This window comes from Streptomyces sp. NBC_00510, from assembly GCA_036013505.1.
Classification (GTDB): domain Bacteria; phylum Actinomycetota; class Actinomycetes; order Streptomycetales; family Streptomycetaceae; genus Actinacidiphila.
In genome coordinates, this window is the sequence record CP107851.1 from 8570698 (window position 1) to 8596398 (window position 25701).

Sequence of the window (25701 nt, forward strand, 5' to 3'; positions counted from 1 at the left end):
TCGTATTGCGCGCCCAGTGGCTGCCGTGCCTCCCACCCTTAGCGTCGTCCTTTGGCGGGATCGCCCCGAATCCGTTCTGCGGCGGTCGGCGCACGCCGGCCCTCGCTTCGAGACAGATCCATTCGAGGAGATGGTCCTCAGTGACCGACACCTACCGAGGCAGCCTCAGCACGCAGCAGTACACGACCCTCGAGACGACCGATTCCGCAATCGCGATGGTCGATTCCGAGGGGCGGGTCGTCGCGTGGACGAGCGCCGCACAACGGCTCGTCGGCTACTCGGCCCGGGAGGTGGTGGGCCAACCCGTCTGGTTCGTGATGCCCTTGTCCCGGAGCATGTGGCAGGTACAGGCGTTCGTCGAGGAGTGCCGCGTGCGGGGCGGCTGGTCCGGCACCACGGCGGTTCGACATCGCGACGGCCGCACGCTCCACGTGGGGGTGCGGATTTCGCTGCTGTGGGGACTGGACGGGAATCTCCACTGGCTCGTCTCCGGCACCGACATCGCCGCGCTCTCGTCGTCGGCGACCACCGGATCGGTGCGCGAGTCGCTTCTCATGCGCACGCCGATCGGCGTCGTGGTCCGCGATCTGGAACTGCGCTGCACCTGGGTCAACCAGGTCATGGAACGGCTGGACGGCGTACCCCATGACCGGCGATTGGGACGTCGCCTTACGGATGCGCGACCTGGCTTCGAATCCGAAGCGCTCGAGGCGGTGATGCGGCAGGCGCTGAACAGCGGCATTCGCGCGGCGTACGAATACCGGGCGTCGCCCGTGAACGACCAGTCCCGGGAACGTGCCCTGGCGGCGTCGTTCTTCTGCCTCCACGACAGCCACGGTCGACCGCTGGGGGTGTGCTCCTTGACCGCGGACGTCACCAGCAATCAACGGGCGCACGAGCGTCTCGCCATCCTCAGCGAGGCCGGCACCCGGATAGGCAGCACCCTGGACGTGATGCGGACCGGCCAGGAGCTGGCCGACCTCGCCGTGCCCCTCCTGGCCGACTACGCAGTCGTCGACCTCGCGGAGTTCGTCCCGCTCGGCGAAGAGCCGACGGTCCCGGTCCATTCGACGGGGGAGCGCCGCCAGACCTTCCGCCGCGCGGGCCTGGCCTCGATCCACTCGGGCACCCCGGAGTCGCCGTGGGCGCGTGGGGACTCGATCCTCGTCCCGCCGACCTCGCCCTGGATCAAGGTGCTGTCCTCCGGTAGTTCCCACCTCGAACCGGTCCTGGACACCTCACCGGGCACCTGGGTGGACCACGACCCCGCGCGGGCGCGGGCGATCCGTGAGCACGGAATGCACTCCATGATGCTCGTGCCCATCCTGGCGCGTCATGCCGTGCTGGGGGTCGCCTTGTTCATCCGTAGCGAGGATCCCGAGCCGTTTCAGGAGGACGACTTGCTCCTTGCGGAGGAACTGGTCACCCGGGCCGCGCTGTCGCTGGACAACGCCCGCCAGTACACGCGCGAGCACGCCACCGCTCTCACACTGCAGCGCAGCCTGCTGCCCCAGCGCTCGAGGAGCGGCGCAGCGATCGAGGCGGCCTCACGCTACCTGCCGGCCGATGCGGGCAACGGTGTCGGGGGCGACTGGTTCGACGTGATCCCCCTCTCCGGCGCCCGGGTGGCGCTGGTCATCGGAGACGTCGTCGGGCACGGCATCAACGCCGCGGCGACCATGGGAAGGCTCCGGACGGCCGTACGCACTCTCGCGGACATGGACCTGGCTCCCGACGAACTGCTGACCCATCTCGACGACACGGTCCGGCACCAGGCCGACGAGGATGCCGACGCCGACCACGGGGCCTGCGCCGCCGTCGGCGCCACGTGTCTCTACGCCGTCTACGACCCGGTCTTCCGGCGGTGCACGATGGCACGGGCCGGGCACCCCCCGCCCGCGATCGTCGATCCGCAAGGCCGGGTGACGTTTCCCGACCTGCCCACAGGGGCTCCCCTCGGCATCGGATCGGTGCCCTTTGAATCGGTGGATGTGGACCTCCCCGACGGGTCCCTGCTCGCCCTGTACACCGATGGCCTGGTCGAGGCCCGCGAGAGTGACATCGACACCGGGATGCGGCGGCTGGGCGCGACCCTCGTGGCCCAGCCCCGGCGGTCTCTGGAAGCGCTCTGCTCCGCGGTGATCGAGGCGCTGTCGCCCCGGTCACCCTCTGACGACATCACGCTCCTGGTGGCCCGGACCCATTCGCTGACCCCCGTCCAGACCGCCTCATGGGACGTGCCCCGCGACCCCGCCGTCGTCTGCCGCGCCCGTGCACTGGTGACCCGGCAACTGACCCAGTGGGGCTTGGAAGACCTGGCCGCCGACGCGGAGGTGATCGCCAGTGAACTGGTCACCAACGCGATCCGTCACGGCAGCGGACCCGTTTCCCTTCGTCTGATCAAACATCGGCTGCTGACCTGCGAAGTCTCCGATGCCGGCAAGTCCTTCCCGCGCCTGCGCCACACCTGCAGCAGCGACGAAGGCGGTCGCGGCATTCTCCTGGTCTCCCAGCTCTCGCACAGGTGGGGCAGCCGCTGGACGACCGGCGGCAAGGTCGTCTGGGCGGAACAGGATCTGCCCGGACACGGCTGAGCGTCGACACCGGGGCCGTGCATACATCCGTCTGGCCTTCGGGCTCGAGACCCTACTGGGTAAGGAGCCGTCCTCCGGCGCCGGCTGGCTGATGGAGTGCGAGTGTCCGGTGGGCGCTCGGTCGCCGCAGCCGGCCAACCAGCCGACAGCAAGAAGCAAGCCGGCCACCAGCCAGGCCAGCGGGGAACGAATACGGAACCGGGTCACATCCCTCCCAGGGACGCCGAGTGGCCGGGCGGAGAGGTCACGCCCGGGGGGATGAAGTCACAACGGCCCACCGACGGCCCGTCAGCTGGACGTAGGGAGACGAGGGACCCGGACAGATTCTCGCCGTTCACACGAATCGCCAGCCGCACGACACCGGCGCCCCTGAGGCGCCGCTTCGGCTGCCCCTGCCCAGCAGATTTGGTCACCGTCAAGAGGCGGGTGTCTGGTGGGGGACGCTATGCCTGTTCGTCGTGCAGTACCTCCGTGGCGTCATCGATGCATAGCGGTGATTTTGCATATCCAATTCCTCTTTCCGTGTCAAGCCCCGAACTGGAGTGACCTGACAGAATCCGAACGGTAGGGCCGAATGGAATGCGAGGCGTTCCGGAAGGAAAAAGTGGAGACTTCCACCACCGCCTCTGCCATCGACCCGATATCACGGCCCGTAGCCCCGGAGGAATCCCGGCTGCAGACCGCACCGACTGTGGGTGAACGACCATGCACTGGAATCACGAGCCACGATCCGCGAGCTCCTCCTGTCCCCACGGGCAGGAGGAACGGCCGTGACCTGCAACAGCTTTGAGCAGTCCACTGCGGCTTCGGCCGGCTCGCAGAGCGTGGCCGGCGCTTCGGGATCCGGAGAGGAAAATTCTGTCGAGACACTTCTTGCCGAAGTTCTCGCGGGTGTCCTGCGAACCGAGCAGGTACCGGCAGACGGTCACTTCTTCACCGACCTGGGCGCGGATTCTCTGCTGATGGCTCATTTCTGCGCTCGCGTACGCAAGCGCGACGACCTACCCACCGTCTCGATGAAGGACGTCTACCGGAATCCCACCATCCGCGGCCTCGCCGCCGCCCTGGAGCCGCGGGCGGAAAGGCCCGAAGAGCCTCCGGCCGGATCAGGCGCCGGCGTACCCGGTGCGGCGGCACCCGTCGCGACGGGTGCCGCGCGGTACGTGCTCTGCGGGGCGCTCCAGCTGCTCGCGTTCCTCGGCATGTCCTTCGTGGCCGCCCTCGCGGTCACCCGCGGATACGAGTGGATCCGGGACGGCTCGGGATTCGCCGGTGCGTACCTGCGGTCCGTGCTGTTCGCCGGCGCGGGGTTCACCGGCCTCTGCGCCCTGCCCGTCGCCGCCAAGTGGATCCTGATGGGGCGCTTCCGGCCACGGCGCTTCCCCGTGTGGAGCCTCACCTACCTGCGGTTCTGGTGCGTGAAGGCCCTGATGCGCACCAGCCCCATGCGCCTGTTCGCCGGCACCCCGCTGTACGTGCTCTACCTGAGGGCGCTGGGAGCGCGTGTCGGACGCGACAGCGTGGTCCTCTCGCACCATGTGCCGGTGTGCACGGACCTGCTCACAGTCGGGCAGGGGACCGTCATCCGCAAGGACGCGCTCTTCTCCTGCTACCGCGCCCGTGCCGGAATGATCGAGACCGGTCCGGTGACGCTCGGCCGGAACGTGACGGTCGGCGAGCAGGCCGTCCTGGACATCGACACCTCGATGGGCGACGGCGCCCAGCTCGCCCACGCCTCCGCGCTCCACAGCGGCCAGGCCGTTCCCACCGGCGCTTCCTGGCACGGTTCCCCCGCCCAGCCGAGCGGCACCGATTTCCGGGTCGTCGAGCCGCTCGCGTGCGGCAGTCTGCGCAAGGCCCTCTACACGGCCGCACAATTGGCGCTTTTGCTCGGGCTGTACCTGCCGGTGGCGGTGGGCGGTCTCGCCCTGCTGTTCGCCGCCCTGCCGCAGCTGGACGTGGTGTCGGCCCCCGAGCACGCCTTCACCAGTCCCGCGTTCCACATCGAAGCACTGACCGCCTCGCTGGTGGCCTTCTTCGGCGGTCTCCTGGCTTCCCTGGTGGCGGTGAACGCCCTGCCGCGCCTGCTCCACCGGACGATCGAACCGGGCAGGACCTACCCCCTGTACGGCTTCCACCACGGTGTCCAGCGGGCCCTCGCGCGGATGACCAACATCAGGTTCTTCGTGCTGCTCTTCGGCGACAGCTCCGCCATCGTCCACTACCTGCGCTGCCTCGGGTACGGCCTGCGCCGGGTCGAGCAGACGGGCTCGAACTTCGGCTCGCTCGTCAAGCACGACACTCCGTACCTGTGCGAGGTGGGCAACGGCACGATGGTCGCCGACGGCCTGTCCGTCATCAACGCCGACTTCTCCAGCACGTCCTTCCGCCTCTCGCCGGCGGCGATCGGCGCGGGCAGTTTCCTCGGCAACAACATCGTCTACCCCGCGCACGGCCGCGCCGGCGACAACTGCCTGCTCGCCACGAAGGTCATGGTCCCCATCGACGGCCCCACGCGGGAAGGCGTCGGCCTGCTCGGCTCGCCGAGCTTCGAGATCCCGCGCACCGTGCAACGTGACCAGCGGCTCGACCACCTCGCCACCGGCGACGAGCGGCGACGCCGTCTGGCGGGCAAGAACAGGCACAACGCCCTCACCGCGCTCCTGTACGTGCTGATGCAGTGGTTCCACTTCTACGTCGTCGCCCTCGTGGCGATGACCGCCGTCGACCTCTACCACGTCCACGGCGCAGCGCCGGTCGCCCTGGCCGGCCTGATCACCCTGATGTTCACCGTCGCCTACTACGCGCTGGTCGAGCGGGTCGTCACCCGCGTACGGCCGCTGAAGCCCCTGTACTGCTCGATCTACGAGCCGTCCTTCTGGCGCCACGAGCGCTTCTGGAAGCTGACCACCCACCGGTACATGCAGCTCTTCAACGGCACCCCGTTCAAGAACGTCGTCTGGCGGCTCCTCGGCGTCAGGATCGGCAGGAGGGTCTTCGACGACGGCTGCTCACTCGTCGAACGGGGCCTGGTCACCATCGGCGACGGCTGCACCCTCAACACCGGCACGGTCATCCAGTGCCACTCCCAGGAGGACGGCGCCTTCAAGTCCGACCACGCCAGGCTCGGCGCCGGTGTGACCCTCGGGGTCGGGGCATTCGTCCACTACGGCACCACCGTGGGCGACGGGGCCGTGCTGGCCGCCGACTCCTTCCTGATGAAGGGCGAGGAAGTCCCCTCCAGCGAGGAGTGGGGCGGTAACCCCGCCCGGAAGGCCGCCGCCGTCCACCAGCTGCCGGGTGCCCGGCGCACCCCGCCGTCGGGCGCTCCTGAGACGAGGACGCCGGGCAATCGGGACGCGCTCGCCGCCGTCGACGCTCAGCCTGTCTGACCGCGGGGGCGGTGTGCGGGGACGGCGCCGGACCGTCCCCGCACACCCGTTGTGGCCCCGCTGACGCTCAGGTGATCAGCCGGGCCGGGGTGGTGGCCGCGTGCATGAGGACCTCCAGAAGCCCTCGCCGGAAGATCCGGGTCCAGGCCGAGGCAAGGACCATCGCGGCCGCGGCGAAGGAGAGCAGGACCGGTAGGGCGGCGGAGTCCGGCAGGTCGTCGACGCCCAGGGCCTTGATGGCGACGATGTGGCCGACGTACGCGGTCAGCGAGATCGAACCCACGGCGATCACGGGCGTGGCCGCCCACCGCACGCGCGCCGACCGTTCGACCACCGCCAGGCAGGTGGCCAGCACCAGGAGCGTGACCCCGGTGTTGCCGAGGATCGAGAACGTCGTCTGGCTGTGCGGCGCGGCCACCAGCAACCAGGACGGCGTGTCGACGACCTGGTCCCCGTACGCCTGGGACAGCGCGTCCGACCACCAGGCCGAGGCCGTGGGAGCGCCGTCCGTGGCCGCGCTGATCGCGGCCCGCGCGCCGGCATCCAGGTGCAGGGCCAGCCAGGAGCCGCCGTAGCCGAGCACGGCCAGTGCCGCCCCGCATCCGGCGACCTTCGCGTGCACGCCGGGCCGCCGCAGGTCGAGCCGGGCCACGGCCATCCCGGCGATGAGGAAGGACACCCACGTCAGCACCGGGTAGTCGCCGGTGACCAGCAGCTCCAAAAAGCCGTCCGAGCCGGTCAGCCGGGCCAGCGGATCGTGTGCGATCACCGTGTCGCTCCAGCCGCCGTTGTCGACGGCGACCCGCAGGACGTACAGGACCTGTGGCAGTACGAGCGCGGTGGCCGCCGCGATCAGCGCCAGCGTGCGGGCCCGCAACCGGTACAGGGGCAGGACGAGGAGGAAGGCGAGCCCGTAGTAGGACAGGATCACGTCGATGGACGTGCCCAGGTCCGTCAGCAGGTACCCGAGGACGATCAGCAGGCCGGCCCGGATCAGCACGCGGCCCATGGCCTGCCGTCCCGCCCGGCCGGTACGCGGCTCCGGCCGGCCCGTGAGCAGGACCAGGGCGAACCCGGCGAGGAGGGCGAACAGCGCCGAGGACCGGCCCCGGGCCAGCTCCATCGCCCAGCCGAGCGGGCCGCCCACCGAGGGGTCGGGACCCACGTGCGCGGCGAACATCCCCAGGATGGCCAGACCTCGCGCCAGGTCGACGCCGATCAACCGCCCCGCCCCCGCGGGACGGAACGGGGAGCGGGCCGCCGGGACCTTCTTGTCGAGCGCCGGCGAATCCTCGGCCGCGACGGGTGCTGCGTGGGTCATGCGCCCCAGACTTGTGACGCCACGGGTCGCACGCCATCCGGCGGGTGTCGGGATTTCCCCCCGCCGAGTGGCTGGCCCGCGCCCCTTCCGCGCCCCGCCGCTGTGACGTTCCCGGCGGCCGACGGCTCCCGGTGAACGAGGCCATCCCTGAGGGCTCCGACGCCGCCCCGACCCCGGGGGCCCGGGGGTGTGCCGCGTCGGGCAACCCTCCGGGAATGGCCGTTCCGTGCGGGAACCGTGAAGAGCCGGCCCCGAGGTGACGGGGAGGACCAACGGTCACCCTCCAGCCATGTACGCGCCAACCATCCGGCAACTGCACGCCGCCCTGCACAACTGCAATGCCCTGGCACCACCAACCGGGCCTCACGGCCGTACTCCGCACGCCAGGGATTGCGCACCCACATGCAGCCTTCCGCATCACCGTCTCCGTCCGGACACTCCGCCGAACTGCGTGACGCCGTACGCCGCTTGGACAGACGCCGCTTCCTGACCGTCACCGGGGCGGCGGCGACGCTGGCCTTCGCCGCGAACATCCCGCTCGGCGGCACCGCCGCGGCGGCCGAGGCGAGCGCCGTGCAGATCACCGAGAACCCCTTCACGCTGGGCGTGGCCTCGGGCGACCCGATGCCCGATTCGGTACTCCTGTGGACCCGGCTCGCCCCCCGCCCCTACGAGACCGGGAGCGGCCTGCCCCAGAAGCGTTTCAAGGTCCGCTGGGAACTCGCCCACGACGAGCGCTTCACCCGCGTCACCAAGCGCGGCACCGTCGACGCGCACCCGGAGTACAACCACGCCGTGCACGTCGAGGTGGGCGGCCTGGACGCCGACCGCGTCCTCTACTACCGGTTCCGCGTGGGCCAGTGGGTCAGCCCCGTGGGCCGTACCCGCACCGCCCCGTCGAAGGGCGCCCGGCTCACCGAGCTGCGCCTCGCGGCGGTGTCCTGCCAGGCCTACCACGACGGCTACTTCACCGCCTACCGCCACCTCGCCGACGAGGACCTCGACGCGGTCTTCCACCTCGGCGACTACCTCTACGAGTACGCGGTCACCGCGACCGGGGGCGCCCGTGCGTACACCGACCGCGTCCTGCCCGAGATCTTCAACCGCGAGACCCTCACGCTGGACGACTACCGGCTCCGGTACGCCCTCTACAAGTCCGACCCCGACCTGATGGCGGCCCACGCGGCCCACGCCTTCGTCGTCACCTGGGACGACCACGAGACCGAGAACAATTACGCGGACGGCACCCCCGAGAACGACGTGCCCCCGGAGGAGTTCCTGCTGCGGCGGGCCTCCGCCTACCGCGCGTACTGGGAGAACCAGCCGCTGCGGCGCCGGCAGCTCCCGCACGGCCCCGACGCCCAGCTCTACCGGCGCCTGCAGTTCGGGCGGCTCGCCCAGTTCGACATCCTCGACACCCGCCAGTACCGCTCCGACCAGGCGTACGGCGACGGCTGGCAGGTCCCGGGCCCGGAGTCGCAGGACCCGGCCCGCACCATGACCGGCGCCACCCAGGAGCGCTGGCTCGTCGACGGCTGGCGCACCTCGAAGGCGACCTGGAACGTCGTCCCCCAGCAGGTCACCTTCGCCCAGCGCAAGGACCGCACGACACCGGACTTCAAGGTCTCCATGGACTCCTGGGACGGCTACCCCGCCTCCCGGCAGCGCCTCCTCGACGGCTGGGAGTCCGCGGGCCGGGACAACCTCGTCGTCCTCACCGGCGACGTCCACGTCCACTACGGCTTCGACATCAAGAAGGACTTCGACGACCCGGCCTCGAAGACCCTCGGCACCGAGATCGTCACCAGCTCGATCACCAGCGGCAAGGACGGCTCCGACAAGCCGTCCAACTGGGCCACCTACATGCAGGCCAACCCGCACCTGAAGTTCTACAACGGCCGCCGCGGCTACGCCGTGGTCACCCTCGGCAAGGACGCGGCGCGCGCCGACTTCAAGACGGTGTCCGCGGTGACCACGCCCGGCGCCCCCATCACCACGGCCGCCTCCTTCGTCACCGAGGCCGGCGACCCGGGGCTCAAGCCGGCCTGATCCACTGACAGGCCGTCGCAGGCAGCGGGACCCCGGGGACGTTCCCCGGGGTCCCGTGCCCTTCGGCCGGCCACCAGCGTGCGGAAAAGTGACGGCATGACGCTGACGTGCGAAGATCCGGCGTCAGGATTCGACCAACCGGGCCGATCGAGCGTTCGCCGGTGGTCGACGCGTCAAGGGAAGAGCGCATGCGGACCAGCACGATCAGCACCGGACGGACGGTCGCCGTCTCCATAGCGGCGATTCTCGCCACCGGATGCGGCGAAGGCGCCGGGACTTCCGCCCCGACCGCCGCTTCCGCCCCCACCGCGCCGTCCTCCCCGGATGCGGTGCCCTTCGGCCAGAAGACCGTGCTGCGGGACCTACGGGAAGCCGTCGCGGCCGCCGGACTGACGGTGAGCACCGTGGAGGCCGGGTTGGGCGTGCCGCAGGAGAATCTCGTTCGTGCTGACACCGACAAGGAACGCAGGGCCGCCGCTCTCGTCACCCGGCTTACCCCCTGCGCCGTCTCCTGGTCGCCCCCGCAAGAACACTTCTCCCCGGATGGCGCCGGTCCGGCCGACACGCGGCGGCAACTGGGCGTCGTGCTGTCCGCCCTGGCACAGCGAGGCTGGAAGGAGACCAGGCCGTCGGAAGAGGCCCCGCTCGGCGACGACGGCACCTACTTCATGGCGTCGCACGAGAAGGAAGGCTGGTTCCTCAACGCCCGGCACGCCCAGGCGTCCGCCCTCGACCGCGTGACCGTCGTGGCCACGGAGGAGGCCTGCTTCGACCGGCTCACCGACGAGGAGAAGGCCCTGGTCGAGGACTAGGCCGTCTCTTCGGTCACCTCGCGCTCCAGAAGTGAATGGCGGCGACGAGGAGCCCAGCGAGGTGGATGGTGGCGGTCTTGTCATAACTGGTGGCGAGGCCGCGCCAGCGGCCACCTCGCCTGTGGGGTGGTCCGGAAGCACAACGCCTCGCCCCTGGCCCACTGAACAGACAGCGCCACAGGTAGACCGACGACCCGGCACCGGTGAGGAAGCCCCGTGGGGTCAAGCGCGGGGTCAGGTCGCCGCCGGGATAGAGGAGGCAGGCCCAGTCCAGGGCGTCTTCGGGTGAGCCGAAGGGCAGTCCGGTGGGCAGGTGGACCTACGACGGCAGCCCGCTCAAAGCCGCCTGACCGGCATCGACCCGTGGCGCACGCAGGGCGAAGTCCGCCCGTTCACGCCACACGATGCCATCGAAGACCAGCAACTGGACCGAACTGACGTGCGTTGTGACCGGCAGCCGACCCGCCAGATCGGCCTCAACGGCGTCCAACACACTCGCCTCCTGGCCATGCGCCACCGTCAGATGTGGAATGACCTCGGCGAACCGGCCCCCATACGGCGGCGCCTCCGGCCACCGGTTAGCGACGGCCAGGGTGAGCGCCCGGAACTGATCGTCCGACTCCGGGGCGAGGTAAAGCACCCCGGGGAAGTGACCGCACCTCCGGAAATGAAGATCAAAAGCACTGTGGGATCCGAAGAGTTCACCCAGGACACCCAAGACCTGATCACCGACGCGGTCCTGGCTCAGAAACGGATAGAGCACCGACACATGCGCCGGGACCCCGGCCCCCACCGACGCGTCGAACCGCTCACGCCAACTGCCCACGACCGGCTCGGCCTCGGGCACCTTGACGATCAGCGCTGTCTCGCCCGCCCGATACTGACCCACGCCGTCTGCCGCCATGGCGACATGATGCCAGCCAGTCGACCCCCGTCAGCAAGATCACGACCTCCACGCCTTCTGCGGAGCTGCACTAGGCGGCCGTCGGCCCAAGTGAGCGGCTGACGGAGGCATGCTCGGCCGGTACTCCGTCCAGCTCCTGACCTGCCCGACGGCCTGCGCCCGCTACGCGACCCAGACGCCACCGACGAGGAATGACCGCTTCCTGGCCCGCCCTGCCGGATGGGAGGAACCTGCGGCTGGAGTACCAGCGGCCGACACGCGGTCCCTCTCGGAGTACGCCCCGGCGGGTCACTGCCCGATGGCCAGGCGGACGGCGGCGATCCGGCCGGCGGAGTCGAAGTCGATCTCGGCCGCGTTGCCGTCCGGGAGGGCGGCGACGACCTGGCGGTCGGTCTCCTGGCGCGGTACGCCGTGGTGATCGAGGTAGCCGGTCACGACCTGGCGGGGCGAGCGGCCGATGAGGCCCGCGCCCGTCATCAGCGTCCGGGGCAGGGCGACGGGGTCCAGGGCGGCGCGCGGGACCCGGGGGTCGTCGGGCAGGAAGTAGACACGCGTGCCGGGACCGGCCGCCACACCGATGTACCCGGGGGAGCGGGTCACGCCCATCCCGGCGAAGGCCAGGGTCTCCGCGGCGCGCCATGGGTCGGCGAAGCCGGACAGGTCGATCACCTCGGCGGTGAACTCGGCGATTCCGTGGGCGCGTCCAAAGCGCTCGGCCTCCTCGGCGAGGGCGACCACCGGGGTGCCCCGCAAGCCCGGGTTGGCCCAGCCCCACATCCACGACTGCTCTTCCGCGTCGTACGTACCCAACACGGCGACGCGCAGCTCGAGGCCGCCTTGACGGTAGACGCATGAGGGCAGGTCCGCGGTCCACGGCCCATCGGGCAGGAAGCCGGTTAGCGCCTCGAGTTGTTCGGCACCCCACGCCGCGTGGCGCTCCGCCTCGTACAGGAACGCGTCACTGAATTCCGTCGCCATGATCCCGAACCCTACCCGGCGGCCCGTTCCCGCCGGATCGGCGTGGACGGATGCCCGCCCCGCGGGACCTCAGGACCGGACGCCCGCCCCACCGCCGTGGGGCGGGCGTCCGGCCGCTCCGCCGGGCTCGCACGCACTCTGCCTCGCGCGGAGCCCGGGGCGCGGGTTCCCCGTGCCGGGGTGCAGGCGGCCCGGGCACCGGCACAGACTTCCGGCCCCGGGTCAGCCTGCATACGGTGAGACCGGACAGCCGGCCGTCCTGTGACGCCCGACCGTGAACCTCGGGAAAGCCATGTCCACGATCGTGGATGTCCGTACGCGGTGGACCCCGGGGCACTCCGTATCCTGGCCGCATGCATGACGACGACGGTGTCCAGCCGGCCGCCACCCGACGCAGGGACGCCGCCGCGACCAGGGCGGCGATCCTCCAGGCCGCCCGGCGACTCTTCGTCGAGCATGGCTACGACGGCGCGGGTGTGCGGGAGATCGCCGGCGCCGTGGGAGTGGATCCCCGGCTGATCGGTCGCTACTTCGGGTCCAAGGAGAAGCTCTTCGCGGAAGTCGTCGACCTGGCGTACCAGAAGTCGCTGATGATGACGCCCGAGCTGAACGCCGAGGCGGCCCGCGCGCTGCTCCTCGACTCCGATCAGTCCGCCGTGGAAGGGCTGCTGCTGACCCTGCGTTCCGCGGCCAACCCGCGGGCGGCGGAGATCATGCGGGACGTCATCGAACGGAACTACCAGCATGTCCTCGCAGGCGCCCTGCCCGGCGAGCGGACCGCCGGGCGCGCCGCACTCCTGGTCGCCATCTGCTCAGGCGTCCTGCTCACGCGCCTGATCCTCGGCAACACACAGCTCAACCAGCCGGAGACCGAGGACCTGATCCCCCTCCTCCACAAGGCGCTCGACGCCGTCGCCGTCGCACCCGAGTCCGGCCGCTGAACGCGTCAGCGGCCACCTCGGGGCCGTCACCGGAGGACGCTCGGTCGAGGCTCAGTCGAGACAGAACTCGTTGCCCTCGACGTCCTGCATCACGATGCAGGACTCGTTGTCCTCATCGGCATGCAGCACCTTCACGCACACCGCGCCGAGCGCGACCAGGCGTGCGCATTCGGCCTCAAGCGTGGCCAGGCGCTCCTCGCCCACGAGTCCGGTGCCGACCCGCACGTCGAGATGCACCCGGTTCTTGACGACCTTCCCTTCGGGAACGCGCTGAAAGTACAGTCGCGGGCCCACACCTGAGGGATCGCTGCAGGCGAACCACGCACCCTGATCCTCGGGCGGCAGCGTGCGGTTGAAATCGTCCCAAGTGCTAAACCCCTCCGGTGGCGTCGGTGCCACGTATCCCAGCACCTCGCACCAAAAGCGGGCGACGCGCTCAGGTTCCGCGCAGTCGAAGGTGACTTGGATGTGCTTGATCGATGCCATCGGGCCACCGTAGCAGCGCCCACATCGGGCTCCACGGCTCCTTCCAGCCGGCCAGGGGGTTTCCTCCGGATCAAGCCCGTCTGATGTCCCTGTGCAAAAAGATCTCGGATCCGTCGGGCGGGCGACCTACGCTGGGCCCCGTCCGCACTATCTGGGAGAAGCATGACAAGCAGGTTCACCGAGTTGACCGTTGACTGCCACGATCCGGAGAGGCTCGCGGCCTTCTGGTGCGAGGTCCTGGACTTCAAGGTTGTCGACCGGAGCGAGGGCAAGGTCGAGATCGGCTCTTGGGTGCCGACAGTCGAGGATGTCCGGGCCCGCCAGATGCCGCCCACCCTGGTGTTCATCCGTGTGCCCGAGGACAAGGCCGTCAAGAACCGGCTTCACCTCGACGTCAGCCCGATCGACGGCAGCACCGAGGACGAGGTGACCAGATTGCTCGCTCTCGGCGCCGTCAAGGTGGACGTGGGCCAGGGCCCAGACCGGAACTGGGTGGTCATGGCAGACCCCGAGGGCAACGAGTTCGACGTCCTGCGCACCTTGGCACCGCAGTACTAGTCCGCTTGCAGGACGAAGAACAGGAAGCAGAGGAAGCGGGGCTGGGCCGCGATGGCCTCGGGGAACAGCTCACGGGCGGCGGGGTCGGGATCAGGCTCGCTGATGGCCGTGATCCGGAAGCCTGCCGTGGTGAACGCATCGGTCATCGCATGCAGCGGCCTGTGCCAAAGACGCATCAGGGCGGTCTGGCCGCCCAAGGTCCACTCGTCGGTCCAGGCGGTGGTGTCGAAATAGCCGTGCTCGGCCGCGCGGCCGGCCTCGCGGTGCATGGTGGCGATGGCGAAGGGATGGTCGACGGATGCGATCAGCCGCCCGCCGGGCTTGAGCACGCGCCGCAGCTCGGCCAGCGCCGGCCCCCAGTCCTCCAGGTAGTGCAGCACCAGGGACGCGACGACGTCGTCGAACGTGTCGTCGGCGTAGGGAAGGGGACTGCCCAGGTCGGCCACCCGCAGGTCCGCACCCTCGCCGAGCCGACGCCGGGCCAGCTCCAGCATTCCGGAACTCGCGTCGAAGCCGCTCACGAGGGCGCCACGGTCACGCAGCGCCGCGGACAGGGCCCCGGCGCCGCAGCCGGCGTCGAGGATCCGCCGGCCGGCCACGTCCCCGGCGAGGGCCAGCATCGCGGGACGCTCGTAGTGGGCATTGATGAGGTTGGTTTCGTTCTCGCTCGTGTACGCCTCGGCGAAGCTGGTGTAGTCGTTGACCTTCGGCGGATCCACCGTCACGGCGGACGGCGAGGTGCGCCCGTCGTGGCTTGCGTGCCCTTGCTGCTCGTCAGAAGTCATGGTGCGAGGGACGTCGGCCGCAACAGTTCGGTTCCTGGTCCGAGGTATGACGGCATGAGGTATGACGGGCATGACGGAGGCGTCGACGCCGCGTAGCCCTGTGATGCCGTGTACCTGCAGACCGGGATCGACGACCGAGCCCTCGTCCTGCGCCGAGCGACAGGTGCTGGCGGCCGGTCAGTGCCGCGCCGGCGGCGTGACGCCGTTGAACCAGTTGGTCGCGGTCATCGCGGAGGCCGCCTCCCGGTCCCCCGTGACGGTGAGGGCATCGAGGGTGGCGAACTGCTCCGACGTCAGGGACAGCCCGGCGGCCGCGGCGTTCTCGGCCATGAACGCGACGCGGCGGGTACCCGGGATGGGGGTGACGTCCGGGGCCTTGGCCAGCAGCCAGGCGAGGGCCACCTGCCCCGGCGTCGCCTCGTGCTGCTCGGCGATGTCGCGAACCGCCTGGACCGTCCGCATGTTGCGGTCGAAATTCGCTTCCGAATACCAGGGCAGGCCGCGGCGGTGGTCGTTCTCCGCCAGACCGTCCCGTGAGGTGATGGTGCCGGTCAGCGCGCCGCGCGCCCGAACGGGCTGTACGGAACGACGCTGATGCCCAGTTCCCGGCACAGCGGCAGGATCTCGGATTCGATTCCGCGCTCCCACAGGGACCATTCCGTCTGCAGCGCCGTGATCGGGTGTACGGCCGCGGCGCGACGCAGGGTGTCCGGTGCGGCCTCGGAGAGGCCGAGATGCAGGACCTTTCCCTCGGCGACGAGTTCGGCCATCGCGCCGACGGTTTCCTCGATCGGCGTCCGGGGATCGACACGGTGCTGGTAGTAGAGGTCGATGTGGTCGGTGCCCAGCTTCTTGAGGGAGCGCTCGACGGCCTCGCGGATGTAGCCGCGGCTCCCGTCCATCCGCGCCTCCGCCCCGCCGAACGGACCCGAAACGATGCCGAACTTGGTGGCGAGCACGAGTTCGTCGCGGCGACCGGCGATCGCCCGGCCGAGGGTCTCCTCGCTGTCCCCGTAGCCCTCGGCGGTGTCGAAGAGCGTGACGCCGATCTCGAGCGCGCGGTCGACGATCTCCCGAGCGGCCCGCTCGGGGTCGTAGCCGGACTGTCCGTAGGGGTTGGCGTAGCTCATGGCGCCGTAGCCGACGGCGCCGACGGCGAGTTTCGCGGGACCGAGGTGACGTACAGGGATGGGCATGGCGAGGCCGGCGTTTCTGCCGCTGTGAGCAGTGAGGACGCGATGTCCTCGGGTGTGGACAAAGGTAAGTCCTCGCCTGAGGACAAGCAAGTGCGGAGCATGCGGCAGCCGAGCCCGCGCCGCGCACGCTCCGCGATGTGACCCACCACTCCCGGCTCCTGGTTGCCCCCGGTGGAAGTCGCACATTAGGTTGTAGTAGATAGAACGTTCTATCTACTAACGTCCGTCGCCCGCATCATTGAAGGAGTAGCGATGTCCCACCGTCGTCCCGTTCGCCCCGTCCGTCTCGCCGTCGTCAGCGCGGCCGGCCTCGCCCTGGCCGCCGGACTGGCCACGACCGCCTCGGCCACCCAGGACCATCACGCCAAGCCGGCAGGCAAGCCGGAGCCCAAGCCGACCGTCGTCCTCGTCCACGGTGCCTGGGCGGACTCCGCCGGCTGGAGCGGCGTCGCCAAGCGCCTGCAGGCCGACGGCTACGCGGTCACCGCCCCCGCCACGCCGCTGCGCGGTCTGGGCGGCGACGCCGCCTACCTGGCCGACTACCTCAAGACGATCAACGGCCCGGTCGTCCTGGTGGGCCACTCCTACGGCGGTGCGGTCATCACCGATGCCGCCACCGGCAACCCCAACGTCAAGGCCCTCGTGTACGTCGCCGCCTTCGCCCCCGACAAGGGCGAGAGCGTCACGGACCTGGTGGGCAAGTTCCCCGGAAGCCACCTCAGCGACGACCCCGACGCCCCCCTGCCCACGGCCCTGAACGCGGTGCCCTTCACCCAGGCCGACGGCGGCACCGGCGTCGACCTCTACATCAAGCCCGACAAGTTCCGCGACGTCTTCCTCAGCAACCGCGTCAGCAAGAGCAAGGCCGCCGCGCTGGCGGCCACGCAGCGCCCCGTCACCGCGCAGGCCGTCGGCGAGCCCTCTGCCGCGACTCCGGCCTGGAAGACCATCCCCTCCTGGTACCTCGTCGCCCGCGGCGACCGGACGATACCCCCCGCCGCCGAGCGCTTCATGGCGTCGCGCGCGCACGCCCACACCGTCGAGGTCGACGGCCCGCACGCGGTCCACCTGACCGATCCCAAGGCCGTGACGCGTCTCGTCGAGAAGGCCGCGACCGCGCGCTGAGCCACCCCCGCCCCCGGCCTCCTCCCGGCACCCATGGGAGGCGGCCGGCCGCCGTGCGCAGGAGCCGGACTCAGGCCGCGGCCATGAGCACGGCGACCCCGTGCTCCAGGACGGCACCCGCGGCCCGGGCGTCGCCGAGGTAGCCGGCCACCATCGCACCGTCCCGCATGGCCACCATGGAGTCGGCAGCCCGTGCGGGATCGGCCGCCCCGAGCCGCTGGAAGGCGTCCCGCAGCACCTGACGGAACCAGGCGCGGTGTCGCAGCACCGCCTGGTGGACGGGGCTTTCGCGGTCCGGGTACTCGGCCGTGGCATTGATGAACGGACAGCCCCGGAACCCGGCGCCGCACACTTCCTCGCCGATGCCGTGCGCCACGGCGGCGAGGAAGTCGGAAGGTGAACCGATGCCTGCCTCCGCCGCGGTGATCCGGTCCCGGATGTGCTGATCCGTCGCCTCGAGGTAGGCCCGCACCAAGTCGTCCTTGCCTGCGAAATGCCGGTAGAAGGTGCCCCGGGCGACGTCCGCCTCCGCCATGACACGGTCCACCCCCACGGCCCGGATGCCCTCGCCGTAGAAGAGCCGGCTCGCCGTGCTCAGCAACCGTTCACGGGCCTCGGAGCGGCGGACCGGCGCGGATGCGTGCGTAACGTTCGACATGGCTACAGCATAGAACGGTCATTCTACTTCCGGGTGTGGATCTCGTTGCTGTGGCGCCACCCGCGTGGGAGCATGCGCTGTTCATCGCCGGTGCCGCGGGACTGCCGCTCCGTGCCGGTGCGTCTTCGGAACCGGGTGGGGAACGTGGGCAGAGGGGTGGCGCGGGCAGCCGCGGCGGTGTGCGTGCTGACCGTGGCCGTTGTCGGATGCGGGCACAGGGGCGGGGACGGGGGCCGGGACGGTTCGGGGGCCTCGCACCCCGCGAGGCAGGCCGCGGCACCCGCGAAAGTCCTGGGTCATCGGGAACTGGAGCGGACCGCTCTGGGGTCGGGGGACGTCGACGGATTCAGCGTCGGCCCCGTGGTGGGCGACGTGGGGGCCGGTCAGCCGGTGGTGAGCCCGCTTGCTCCCGCCCCCGCGCGGTGCAAGCCGCTCTACGACATGACCGCGTTCGTCGGCAGGTACCAGCCCGTGTGGCAGGTCGCGAAGATCGTCAGTCGCACGTCCGATGAGGGCGACACGTCGTCCACCACGGTGGCGCTCAACTCCTACCGGCAGCAGGAATCGGTCAAGATGATGACGGACCTGCGCGGTGCGCTGGACACCTGCACGAAGTTCGCGCCGCCCGGGTCCTCGGCCACAGGCTGGACGTACTCGGACATCCGCAAGCTGCCGGATCCTTCGCTGGGGGACGACGCGCTCTCGTACCGCATGACGCTCGACATGCCCGCGGACGACATGGGCCCCGCGCATTCCGTCGTCTTCACCTACGTGGTGGTCCGGAGCGGAACGACCGTCACGACGTTCGCCTCGAACCTCTTCGGCGTGAACGGCAAACCCACCAAGGTCCCCCGGCAGGTCATCGACGCCCAGCTCAAGAAGCTGAGCCAGGCGTCGTCGGGCTGAGGGACCCCGTGCCGGCACCCGGGGCCCGGACGGGGCGCGCCGCGCTGGGCGCCCCGTCCGGGTGCGGGATCCGTCCGGGTCAGTCCCGGGCGGCGCTGTGCTGCTGCTGGGCCCAGGCCAGGTGCCATGTGTCCAGCGGCGTCTCGGAGTTCAGCTCCAGGCCGGGCACCGGCTCGAGGCGTCCCTCGCGCAGTTCGGCGAGGAGGCGCTCGGCCTCGAGGGAGGGGTAGTCGAGGTAGCCGCGGTCGTCACCACCGAAGAAGGTGGCCCGCAGCGCCTCGCGCAGCTCCGCGTCGCGGGCCAGGCGCTCCGGCAGGTCGGGGTTGGCGATGAAGTCGCGCCCGAAGCCGACGGCGTCGACGGTGCCGTTCTCCACGGCGCGCAGGGCCTCCTCGCGCGCGTATCCGCCGGTCGCGATCAGGCGGCCCGGGTAACGCTTGCGGGCCCAAGCGCTGTCGATGGTGTCGGCCGGCCGGCGCTCGGCCGCGGAGTCGTCGTTGCCGATGATGCCCGGCTCCACCAGGTGCAGGTACGCGAGGTCGCGAGCGGCGAGCTCGTCCACGACGTAGCCGAACAGGGCCTCCGGGTCGGAGTCGGCCATGTCCTGGAAGACGCTGCTCGGGGATATGCGGACGCCGATCCGGTCCGCCCCCACCGTCTCGATCAGGGCGTCGACCACCTCCAGCAGCAGGCGCGCGCGGTTCTCGACGCTCCCGCCGTAGCGGTCCGTGCGCCGGTTGGCGCTGTCCTGGAGGAACTGGTCGATCAGGTAGCCGTTGGCCGCGTGGACCTCCACGCCGTCGAAGCCGGCCGCCAGCGCGTTCGTGCCGGCCTGGGCGAACCGGGCGACGACGGCCTGGATCTCGTCGATCTCCAGCGGTCGCGGCGTCACGAACGGCACGCGGCCCTCGTCGGTGAAGACCAGGCCGTCGATCGCGATGGGGGAGGGGCCGACCGGGGTCTTGCCGTCGGGCTGGAAGACGGGGTGCGAGGCGCGGCCGGTGTGCCACAGCTGCGTGACGATGGTGCTCCCCGCGTCGTGCACCGCGTCGGTGACGCGCTTCCACCCCTGGACCTGGGCGTCGCTCCACAGGCCCGGAATGCCGGGGCCGCCGACACCTTCGGCGGAGACGACGGTGCCCTCCGTGATGATCAGTCCGGCCGAGGCGCGCTGGGTGTAGTACAGCGGCGCGGAGGGGCCGGGGCTGCCGTCCGGCAAGGCGCGGCTGCGCGTCATCGGGGGCATGACGAAGCGGTTGGACAAGGGCAGGGCGCCGAGCTGGACGGGGTCGAACAGGGGGCTGTTGTGCATGGTTTCTTCTCCGGGAAAACGGGATGGGGATGGGGATGAGGAGTGGTGAAGGTGCAGGCCAGGCGGTTGCGGGGCCTGGAGGTGTGACGCCGGGGACCTGGCGGTTCGCCGGACGGTGAGGCGGTCGGATGTGCGTTCCGGCGTCGACTCGTGACCTACGCCGCCTGGTACCGGCGGGAGTTGACCTTCCCGCCCAGCACGGTGGCCGCGCGGAGCGCCCAGTACGGGTCGCGCAGCAACTCCTGGCCGAGGAGGACGGCGTCGGCCTTGCCGGAGCGGACGACGGCCTGTGCCTGGGCCGGCTCGATGAGAGGGCCGACGGCGGCGACGGGCATGCCGGTCTGGTTGCGGACGCGGTCGCCGCCGGTGGAGACGTCCATCAGGTCCACGCCCCGGGCCTGCAACTCCTTGGCCAGGCGGAGGGTGTCGTCGGTGATCTCCTCCTTCCAGTCGGGGTCGGACATGCGGAAGAGGACCGGCAGGTCGGCGGGCCAGACGGCGCGTACGGCGTCGACGACCTCCAGCGCGAAGCGGGTGCGGCCCGCGAAGTCTCCGCCGTAGCCGTCGGTGCGGCGGTTGGTGTGCGGGGAGAGGAACCGGTCGATGAGGTATCCGTGGACGCCGTGGATCTCGGCGACCTGGAAGCCGGCGTCCAGGGCGCGTCGGGCGGCGTCGGCGAAGTCCGCCACGATCCGGCCGATCTGCTCGGTGGTGAGCTGTTCCGGCACGGTGGAGCCGGTGCCGAACGGGACGGCGGTGGGACCGCCGGGTGCCCAGCCGTACTGCCTGCCGGGGGCGCCGGGGAACCTGCGGTCGACCCAGGTCCCCTCGGTGGCGTCCCGGTGCCCGGCGGCGAGCTGGATGCCGGGCACGGTGCCCTGGGACTTCAGGAAGGCGGTGATCCGGCGGAAGGCCGCGACCTGGGTGTCGTTCCAGATGCCGAGGTCGTACGGGGCGGTCCGGCCCTCGGGGCTGACCGCGATGGGTTCGGTGAGGATGAGCCCGGTGCCGCCGGTGGCCCGCGCCGCCAGGTGAGCGAAGTGCCCGTCGTCCGGCACGCCCGCCTGGTCGCCGTCCGGTGGGGCGGTGGACCGGCACATGGCGGCCATCCATATCCGGTTCGGGACGGTCAGTGACCGGAGGGTCATGGGCTCGAACAAAGTGGTGCTCACGAAGGTGCCTCCTGCTGGATGGGGGAGTGGGTACCGGGCGAACACCCGGACGTATCGCGCTCGGTGAGGCGTCCATCGGTGCGGCTTGCGCCGGTCGCGTCGGTCCCTCTCAACCGTCACATTTCACGGTACGGTATGGACGGTTATGTCCGGAATATTGAGATCCAGATGGTTCGAATCGGGAGACAGTGATGCCGACCGCGCTGCCAGTCAGTGCCTACGTCGTGCTCGGCCTGCTGAGCAGGCAAGACGGTGCAACCCCCTATCAACTCGACCAGAGGATCCGCCAGAGCATCGGGTACTTCTGGGTCTTCCCCCGCTCGCAGCTGTACGCGGAGGCCGGACGCCTGGTGCGGCGCGGACTGGTCGTCGAGCACCAGGAAGAGGGCGGCCGCCATCGCCGCACCCTGTCACTCACCGACGAGGGGCGACGGGAGCTGTGCCGATGGCTCGCCGCCCCGACGCGGGCGATCACCGAGATCCACGACGAGGGGCTGCTGAGGCTGTACTTCCAGCCGCAGGCCTGTGACGCCGACGCTCCCGGCGATGCGGACACGGTGGACGCGATCAGCCGACTCGCCGCGGAGCAGATCCAGGCCCACGAGGGCCAACTCGCCGAGTACCGGCAGCTCGTCACTTCCGGACTGCTGCCCGCGGGCTCGCCGCAGCGGGCGACGGTGGAGGTGGGGTTGCGGTTCGAGCGCATGATGATCGGCTTCTGGCACGAGATCGCCGCCTCGCCGGCCGACCTCCTCGGCGAGGGCGCCGAGGAGGCGTGAACGACGGCGGCCGTCGCGTGTCGCATCCGTCTGCGCCGACCGGCGCGAGGGGACCCGGCGGACGTGCCCACCGCGGGGCGACGGGGCGGTGAACAAGCGGTGGCGAGGGACGGGCGCGAAGGGGCCGGTGTCCCAGGGGCGTCACGGAAGGGCAACCGGCCCATTCCCGGGGCGGAGGGTGCCGACGAAGGGCCGCATCATGGTGCCGTCGGTGAACGACAAGGGGGGTACGGAGCAGTGGAGTTCACGGTCGGGCGGACGGTGGGAAGACGTGGCAGGCGATGGACGGGCTGGGGGCTCGTCGCCCTGACGGGCGCGCTCGTGTGGCTGATCGGCTCCCGGGGCGGCAGCGTCCCCGGCCCGGCGTCCGTGGGCATCCCGGCCGCGCTGGCGGTCTGGTACGGGTGGAGGGAACTGCGCAGGGCCCGGCGGCCGTTCGGGCTGCGGATCGACGGGTTCGGGATCACGCTGCACGACGCCGAACTGCCCTGGGAGCAGATCGACGCGGTCGCCCTGTGGCACGACTCGGCGGCGGACAGCGACACCACGCCCCCCGAGCCGCGGCTGATGCTCTGGACGGCGCCGGGTGTGACGCTGCCGCGCAAGCAGGACCGCACCAGGGACGTCCGGAACCGCTACATCCTGGTGAACTGCGCCGACCTCGACCAGAGCGTCCCGCAGCTCACCGCCGCACTCGCCGAGCACGGCGGCGCCCGCTTCGAGACCGCGCCGCGCGCCGTGCGACCGCCGATCCCGGTGACCGTCGCCGGACCCGAACGGACCGTCCCCGGCGGGGAGCGGGCCTTCACGGCCGACGAGGGCGCCGGCCGGCGGACGGTCGTCCGGGCCGGGCTGGCACTGCTGTGCAGCGCGGTGTTCGTGTCGCTCGACGTGTACTTCCTCCACCACCCCGAGCAGGCCGACTACGAAGCCGGAACCGGCATCCCCGTCACGCTGTCGGCGCTCGCGGCGCTCGTCCTCTGGATCCAGACGCGCTTCTCCTACGTCCGCTGGCGCAAGCCGCTGCGGCTGCGGATCGGGGCCGACGGCATCGGCATGCGCGAGGAGTCCGGCGAGGAGAGGTACTTCCGGTGGTCGCAGATAGCCACCGTCACGGTCGGACGGCGGCCGTACGGCCCCGACCCCCGCCCCTGCCTCACCGTGTGGCCGCTGCCGGGCACGCACGCGGGCGACCACCCCAGCCACCTGTCCGATGGCCACCGGGCCTACGTCCTGGACCGGCTGGACCGCCTGCCCGGAGGGGCGGAGGCGGTCGTCCCGGTGCTGCGCGCGTACGCGGGGGAGCGGTACGCCGAGACGGCGTGACCGCGGGCGGAAGAGGCGAGCTCGGGGCGGCCCGGCCACGCACTCGACCGGCAGCGGGTCATGAATCCCGTTCAAACACAGTCTGAGGCACCGTCGTGAATGGGTTGGCAAGTTGTCGCCGAGGTTTTATCTCACGTCACAGGGAGGGGATTAGCGTTTTGGTCGACTCCCGGAAACACGGGAGAACGTGACGTCGTCCTTCTGTTAGCGCGCCTACGGAAAGGGGTGTGGCATGCCTGACAAGTACGGCCCCTGGGGCCGGGCATGAGCCGCACCGTTCCGAACAGGGCCGACCTGCCCGGGTCGGGCGCAGCCCGACCGGGGGCCTCGTCGTGCCCGCGCCGACGACCGGCCGGACTCCGCCCGGCTGCCGCCCGCAGGCGTACGAAGCCGGATGCCGTCGCAGCGATGAGTTCCCAGGCGCCCAGCGGTCTACCTCCCGACCGAGACGACCAACGCATCGGAAGTCGGACATGGGCCTCATCCACATCGAAATGTTCGCGACCCTCGACCTCGTCGGGCAGGCGCCCGGCGGTCCCGACGAGGACCCGGAGGGATTCCCGTTCGGCGGCTGGCAGGCGCCCCTGCTGGACGAGGTGTCCGGGGCGCAGGTCGGTGCCGCGTACGAGGGCACGGACGCCCTGCTGCTCGGCCGGCGGACGTACGACATCTTCGCCGCCTACTGGCCGCACCAGAAGGACGGCGAGGACGGCGAGATCGCCACGCTCTTCAACAGCGTCCCGAAGTACGTGGCCTCCCGCGGCAGGCCCGACCTCTCGTGGGCCGGGTCCACGCAACTCGGCCCGGATCTGGCCGGCGCGGTGCGCGAGATCCGTGACCGGCACGAGCACGTGAAGGTCGTCGGGAGCCTGAACCTGGTGCAGACCCTCCTGCGCGAGAAGCTCTTCGACCGTCTCGACCTCTGGGTGCACCCGATCGTGCTCGGCGTCGGGAAGAAGGTGTTCGACGGCGGCGCGGTGCCCACGAACGTCACCCTCCTCCAGCCGCCGGCGGCCAGCCCGACCGGCACCGTGTACCTGCGCTACGGGCTCGCCGACGGCACGCCCGGCACAGGGGACATGAGCGCGCCCGATCGCGGCGTCGGGCGCGACGACTGACGTCGCCGGTGCATCCGCCGGGTCGGCATTCCGTCACGGCGTCGACGGTTCGAGCTGCCGACGCCGTGACGATGTGTTCGCGGGCAAGTGGTGCGGATGTCCGGCCGGCTCCTTCGCCGCCGGGCAGGACGGCGCCTCGTGGGGCATCAGTGGTCGTCCCAGTCCTCCACGAAGAACCGGGCCTCGCTGACCACGGTGTCCCCGGCTCTGGCGGCCCGCACGTACATATGGGCCCCGTCCGGTCCCAGGTCGCCGCCGCAGCCGATGAGCAGGTCGATCCGTTGTTTCTCGATGTACCGGGTCAGGTCCGTGTCGACCGCGGACAGCGGCCTGCCGATCAACTCCATTCCGACGAAGGTGACCTGGGGGCCGGTGCGTCCGTGCACGGTCACGGCCGCCAAGGTGGGGAACCCCTCTTGGTGCCAGTAGTGGGCGGTCACCCCGGCGTCGTGAAACCGGTCCTCCCCCAGGTGCCAATGCCCGGCCTTCTTGTGGACCGGCCACGGATAGTGGCCCTGCCGCTCGGCCGGTACCTCGCCGCCCAAGGCGGCCACGACCTGTTGCGGGAGCATCCCGAACCGGAGCGGACCGACGCCGTCCAGCGGAGTGAAGTCCCAGTGCGGTCTGTCCTGGTCGGCCCTCACCGGCCATGCACCCGGGTTCGTCTCCCGTTCGCGGACGTCCCACCACTGGATGACCGGATCGGCCCCGTACGGGTCCGCGGCCAACTCCGGGCCGACGAGCAGGGCGTCGGTGATCACCGCGTCCCTCCGCACCGCGTACCCCTCCGGACCCTGCCCCCACTCCAGCGCGGTACCCATGGACACGCCCCACGCGGCGACCTCGGGATCACCGCTCCAGTTCACCCGGACCTCCACCCCCTCGCTACGGGCGAGATCGTGGATGCCCGCGCGTACCTCGGACGGGGCTCGGGCGATCAGTTCCACGTCCCGCAGCCGCACTCGCGGACCGTCGTGCGCCTGGATCGCGACAGCGACCAGCCGCGTCCCCGGCCCGTAGATCGCGTTCACCCCCAGGTCCCCGTACCGCTGCCAGGACAAGACGCGTTCCCTGCTCCGCGACACGTGGACGTCCGCCCCGTCCAACGCGGCCCCGACCTGGTCGGGACTCATCCCGAACCGCAGCGGACCCACCCCCACCAGCGGATCAAGCTCCCACTGTGCCCGCTCTTCCGGCTTCTTGTTCCGCCAGAACATCCCAGCCCCCACGAGGATCCGAACAGCCCGGCGCTCTGCCGGTGATCATGTCCGGCACCCTAGGCGCGCCCA

At 70.8% G+C, this 25701-nt stretch carries 21 protein-coding genes and 1 pseudogene; 11 read left to right on the forward strand and 11 right to left on the reverse strand.

Annotated features, from left to right (window positions below; translation table 11 throughout):
• Nucleotides 1–140: 140 nt before the first annotated feature.
• Complete coding sequence (locus OG937_38865) at nt 141–2594, forward strand: SpoIIE family protein phosphatase (protein ID WUD79015.1); 2454 nt, start codon at nt 141–143, stop codon at nt 2592–2594.
• A gap of 863 nt (nt 2595–3457) precedes the next feature.
• A pseudogene (locus OG937_38870) lies at nt 3458–5986 on the forward strand (phosphopantetheine-binding protein).
• A gap of 67 nt (nt 5987–6053) precedes the next feature.
• Here OG937_38870 and OG937_38875 read toward each other — a convergent pair.
• Entirely contained in the window at nt 6054–7307 is a 1254-nt protein-coding gene (locus OG937_38875; GenBank protein WUD77252.1) for a DUF1624 domain-containing protein, read from the reverse strand.
• 402 nt (nt 7308–7709) lie between these two features.
• On the opposite strand from OG937_38875, the gene OG937_38880 reads away from it, so the two are divergent.
• Entirely contained in the window at nt 7710–9356 is a 1647-nt protein-coding gene (locus OG937_38880; GenBank protein WUD77253.1) for an alkaline phosphatase D family protein, read from the forward strand.
• 188 nt (nt 9357–9544) lie between these two features.
• Nucleotides 9545–10168, forward strand: coding sequence for a hypothetical protein (locus tag OG937_38885; protein WUD77254.1), 624 nt, complete (start codon nt 9545–9547; stop codon nt 10166–10168).
• Nucleotides 10169–10487: 319 nt separating this feature from the next.
• Here the strand turns inward: OG937_38885 and OG937_38890 are convergent, their stop codons facing one another.
• Nucleotides 10488–11072 (reverse strand): 2'-5' RNA ligase family protein, encoded by a 585-nt coding sequence (locus OG937_38890; protein ID WUD77255.1) that lies wholly within the window; start codon nt 11070–11072, stop codon nt 10488–10490.
• A 288-nt stretch (nt 11073–11360) separates the two neighbouring features.
• On the reverse strand, nt 11361–12050 hold the full coding sequence (locus OG937_38895) for a hypothetical protein (GenBank protein WUD77256.1): 690 nt from the start codon (nt 12048–12050) through the stop codon (nt 11361–11363).
• Nucleotides 12051–12403: 353 nt separating this feature from the next.
• Here OG937_38895 and OG937_38900 point away from each other — a divergent pair, with 353 nt between their 5' ends.
• Nucleotides 12404–12991, forward strand: coding sequence for a TetR/AcrR family transcriptional regulator (locus tag OG937_38900; GenBank protein WUD77257.1), 588 nt, complete (start codon nt 12404–12406; stop codon nt 12989–12991).
• Between the two features lie 51 nt (nt 12992–13042).
• Here OG937_38900 and OG937_38905 read toward each other — a convergent pair whose 3' ends face one another.
• The gene (locus OG937_38905) at nt 13043–13477 is read right to left on the reverse strand and encodes a VOC family protein (protein WUD77258.1); all 435 of its coding nucleotides are present in this window, start codon (nt 13475–13477) and stop codon (nt 13043–13045) included.
• 162 nt (nt 13478–13639) lie between these two features.
• On the opposite strand from OG937_38905, the gene OG937_38910 reads away from it, so the two are divergent.
• Nucleotides 13640–14035 carry a VOC family protein gene (locus OG937_38910; protein ID WUD77259.1) on the forward strand — a complete coding sequence of 132 codons (396 nt, stop codon included), beginning with the start codon at nt 13640–13642 and terminating at the stop codon, nt 14033–14035.
• Here OG937_38910 and OG937_38915 read toward each other — a convergent pair.
• The 3 genes from OG937_38915 to OG937_38925 all read right to left on the reverse strand — a co-directional run bounded on the left by OG937_38915 (nt 14032) and on the right by OG937_38925 (nt 16016).
• The gene (locus OG937_38915) at nt 14032–14820 is read right to left on the reverse strand and encodes a class I SAM-dependent methyltransferase (protein WUD77260.1); all 789 of its coding nucleotides are present in this window, start codon (nt 14818–14820) and stop codon (nt 14032–14034) included. The two genes, OG937_38910 and OG937_38915, sit on opposite strands and share 4 nt — an antisense overlap.
• A 177-nt stretch (nt 14821–14997) precedes the next feature.
• Nucleotides 14998–15477, reverse strand: a complete 480-nt coding sequence (locus OG937_38920) for an aldo/keto reductase (protein ID WUD77261.1) — start codon at nt 15475–15477, stop codon at nt 14998–15000.
• On the reverse strand, nt 15372–16016 hold the full coding sequence (locus OG937_38925) for an aldo/keto reductase (protein WUD77262.1): 645 nt from the start codon (nt 16014–16016) through the stop codon (nt 15372–15374). Before OG937_38925 ends, OG937_38920 begins: the two co-directional genes overlap by 106 nt.
• A 252-nt stretch (nt 16017–16268) precedes the next feature.
• Here OG937_38925 and OG937_38930 point away from each other — a divergent pair, with 252 nt between their 5' ends.
• Nucleotides 16269–17141 carry an alpha/beta hydrolase gene (locus tag OG937_38930; GenBank protein ID WUD77263.1) on the forward strand — a complete coding sequence of 291 codons (873 nt, stop codon included), beginning with the start codon at nt 16269–16271 and terminating at the stop codon, nt 17139–17141.
• A gap of 70 nt (nt 17142–17211) precedes the next feature.
• Here OG937_38930 and OG937_38935 read toward each other — a convergent pair whose 3' ends face one another.
• The gene (locus tag OG937_38935; GenBank protein WUD77264.1) at nt 17212–17799 is read right to left on the reverse strand and encodes a TetR/AcrR family transcriptional regulator; all 588 of its coding nucleotides are present in this window, start codon (nt 17797–17799) and stop codon (nt 17212–17214) included.
• A gap of 360 nt (nt 17800–18159) precedes the next feature.
• Between OG937_38935 and OG937_38940 the strand changes: the two genes are divergently transcribed.
• Nucleotides 18160–18705, forward strand: coding sequence for a hypothetical protein (locus OG937_38940; protein ID WUD77265.1), 546 nt, complete (start codon nt 18160–18162; stop codon nt 18703–18705).
• Between the two features lie 79 nt (nt 18706–18784).
• On the opposite strand, the gene OG937_38945 is transcribed toward OG937_38940, so the two are convergent.
• Both OG937_38945 and OG937_38950 read right to left on the reverse strand, forming a co-directional pair.
• Complete coding sequence (locus OG937_38945) at nt 18785–20017, reverse strand: alkene reductase (GenBank protein WUD77266.1); 1233 nt, start codon at nt 20015–20017, stop codon at nt 18785–18787.
• Nucleotides 20018–20172: 155 nt separating this feature from the next.
• A complete protein-coding gene (locus OG937_38950) occupies nt 20173–21165 on the reverse strand; it encodes an NADH:flavin oxidoreductase/NADH oxidase (protein WUD79016.1) in 993 nt (330 codons plus the stop codon).
• 215 nt (nt 21166–21380) lie between these two features.
• On the opposite strand from OG937_38950, the gene OG937_38955 reads away from it, so the two are divergent.
• The 3 genes from OG937_38955 to OG937_38965 all read left to right on the forward strand — a co-directional run bounded on the left by OG937_38955 (nt 21381) and on the right by OG937_38965 (nt 24412).
• Complete coding sequence (locus OG937_38955) at nt 21381–21968, forward strand: PadR family transcriptional regulator (protein ID WUD77267.1); 588 nt, start codon at nt 21381–21383, stop codon at nt 21966–21968.
• Between the two features lie 237 nt (nt 21969–22205).
• Nucleotides 22206–23294 carry a hypothetical protein gene (locus tag OG937_38960; GenBank protein ID WUD77268.1) on the forward strand — a complete coding sequence of 363 codons (1089 nt, stop codon included), beginning with the start codon at nt 22206–22208 and terminating at the stop codon, nt 23292–23294.
• Between the two features lie 473 nt (nt 23295–23767).
• Nucleotides 23768–24412 carry a dihydrofolate reductase family protein gene (locus OG937_38965; GenBank protein ID WUD77269.1) on the forward strand — a complete coding sequence of 215 codons (645 nt, stop codon included), beginning with the start codon at nt 23768–23770 and terminating at the stop codon, nt 24410–24412.
• A 146-nt stretch (nt 24413–24558) separates the two neighbouring features.
• On the opposite strand, the gene OG937_38970 is transcribed toward OG937_38965, so the two are convergent.
• Nucleotides 24559–25629: a hypothetical protein gene (locus OG937_38970; protein WUD77270.1), complete on the reverse strand. Its 1071-nt coding sequence runs from the start codon at nt 25627–25629 to the stop codon at nt 24559–24561.
• Nucleotides 25630–25701 lie beyond the last annotated feature (72 nt).

Excerpts from the sequence above, each read along its gene's own strand:
- OG937_38915 (WUD77260.1), bottom strand. The coding sequence starts at position 14,820 with ATGACTTCTGACGAGCAGCAAGGGCACGCAAGCCACGACGGGCGCACC.
- OG937_38950 (WUD79016.1), bottom strand. The coding sequence starts at position 21,165 with ATGACCCTCCGGTCACTGACCGTCCCGAACCGGATATGGATGGCCGCC.
- OG937_38885 (WUD77254.1), top strand. The coding sequence starts at position 9,545 with ATGCGGACCAGCACGATCAGCACCGGACGGACGGTCGCCGTCTCCATA.
- OG937_38890 (WUD77255.1), bottom strand. The coding sequence starts at position 11,072 with ATGGCGGCAGACGGCGTGGGTCAGTATCGGGCGGGCGAGACAGCGCTG.
- OG937_38970 (WUD77270.1), bottom strand. The coding sequence starts at position 25,629 with ATGTTCTGGCGGAACAAGAAGCCGGAAGAGCGGGCACAGTGGGAGCTT.
- OG937_38905 (WUD77258.1), bottom strand. The coding sequence starts at position 13,477 with ATGGCATCGATCAAGCACATCCAAGTCACCTTCGACTGCGCGGAACCT.
- OG937_38955 (WUD77267.1), top strand. The coding sequence starts at position 21,381 with ATGCCGACCGCGCTGCCAGTCAGTGCCTACGTCGTGCTCGGCCTGCTG.
- OG937_38910 (WUD77259.1), top strand. The coding sequence starts at position 13,640 with ATGACAAGCAGGTTCACCGAGTTGACCGTTGACTGCCACGATCCGGAG.
- OG937_38945 (WUD77266.1), bottom strand. The coding sequence starts at position 20,017 with ATGCACAACAGCCCCCTGTTCGACCCCGTCCAGCTCGGCGCCCTGCCC.
- OG937_38925 (WUD77262.1), bottom strand. The coding sequence starts at position 16,016 with ATGCCCATCCCTGTACGTCACCTCGGTCCCGCGAAACTCGCCGTCGGC.
- OG937_38880 (WUD77253.1), top strand. The coding sequence starts at position 7,710 with ATGCAGCCTTCCGCATCACCGTCTCCGTCCGGACACTCCGCCGAACTG.
- OG937_38935 (WUD77264.1), bottom strand. The coding sequence starts at position 17,799 with ATGTCGAACGTTACGCACGCATCCGCGCCGGTCCGCCGCTCCGAGGCC.
- OG937_38965 (WUD77269.1), top strand. The coding sequence starts at position 23,768 with ATGGGCCTCATCCACATCGAAATGTTCGCGACCCTCGACCTCGTCGGG.
- OG937_38920 (WUD77261.1), bottom strand. The coding sequence starts at position 15,477 with ATGGTCCCTGTGGGAGCGCGGAATCGAATCCGAGATCCTGCCGCTGTG.
- OG937_38930 (WUD77263.1), top strand. The coding sequence starts at position 16,269 with ATGTCCCACCGTCGTCCCGTTCGCCCCGTCCGTCTCGCCGTCGTCAGC.
- OG937_38895 (WUD77256.1), bottom strand. The coding sequence starts at position 12,050 with ATGGCGACGGAATTCAGTGACGCGTTCCTGTACGAGGCGGAGCGCCAC.
- OG937_38875 (WUD77252.1), bottom strand. The coding sequence starts at position 7,307 with ATGACCCACGCAGCACCCGTCGCGGCCGAGGATTCGCCGGCGCTCGAC.
- OG937_38900 (WUD77257.1), top strand. The coding sequence starts at position 12,404 with ATGCATGACGACGACGGTGTCCAGCCGGCCGCCACCCGACGCAGGGAC.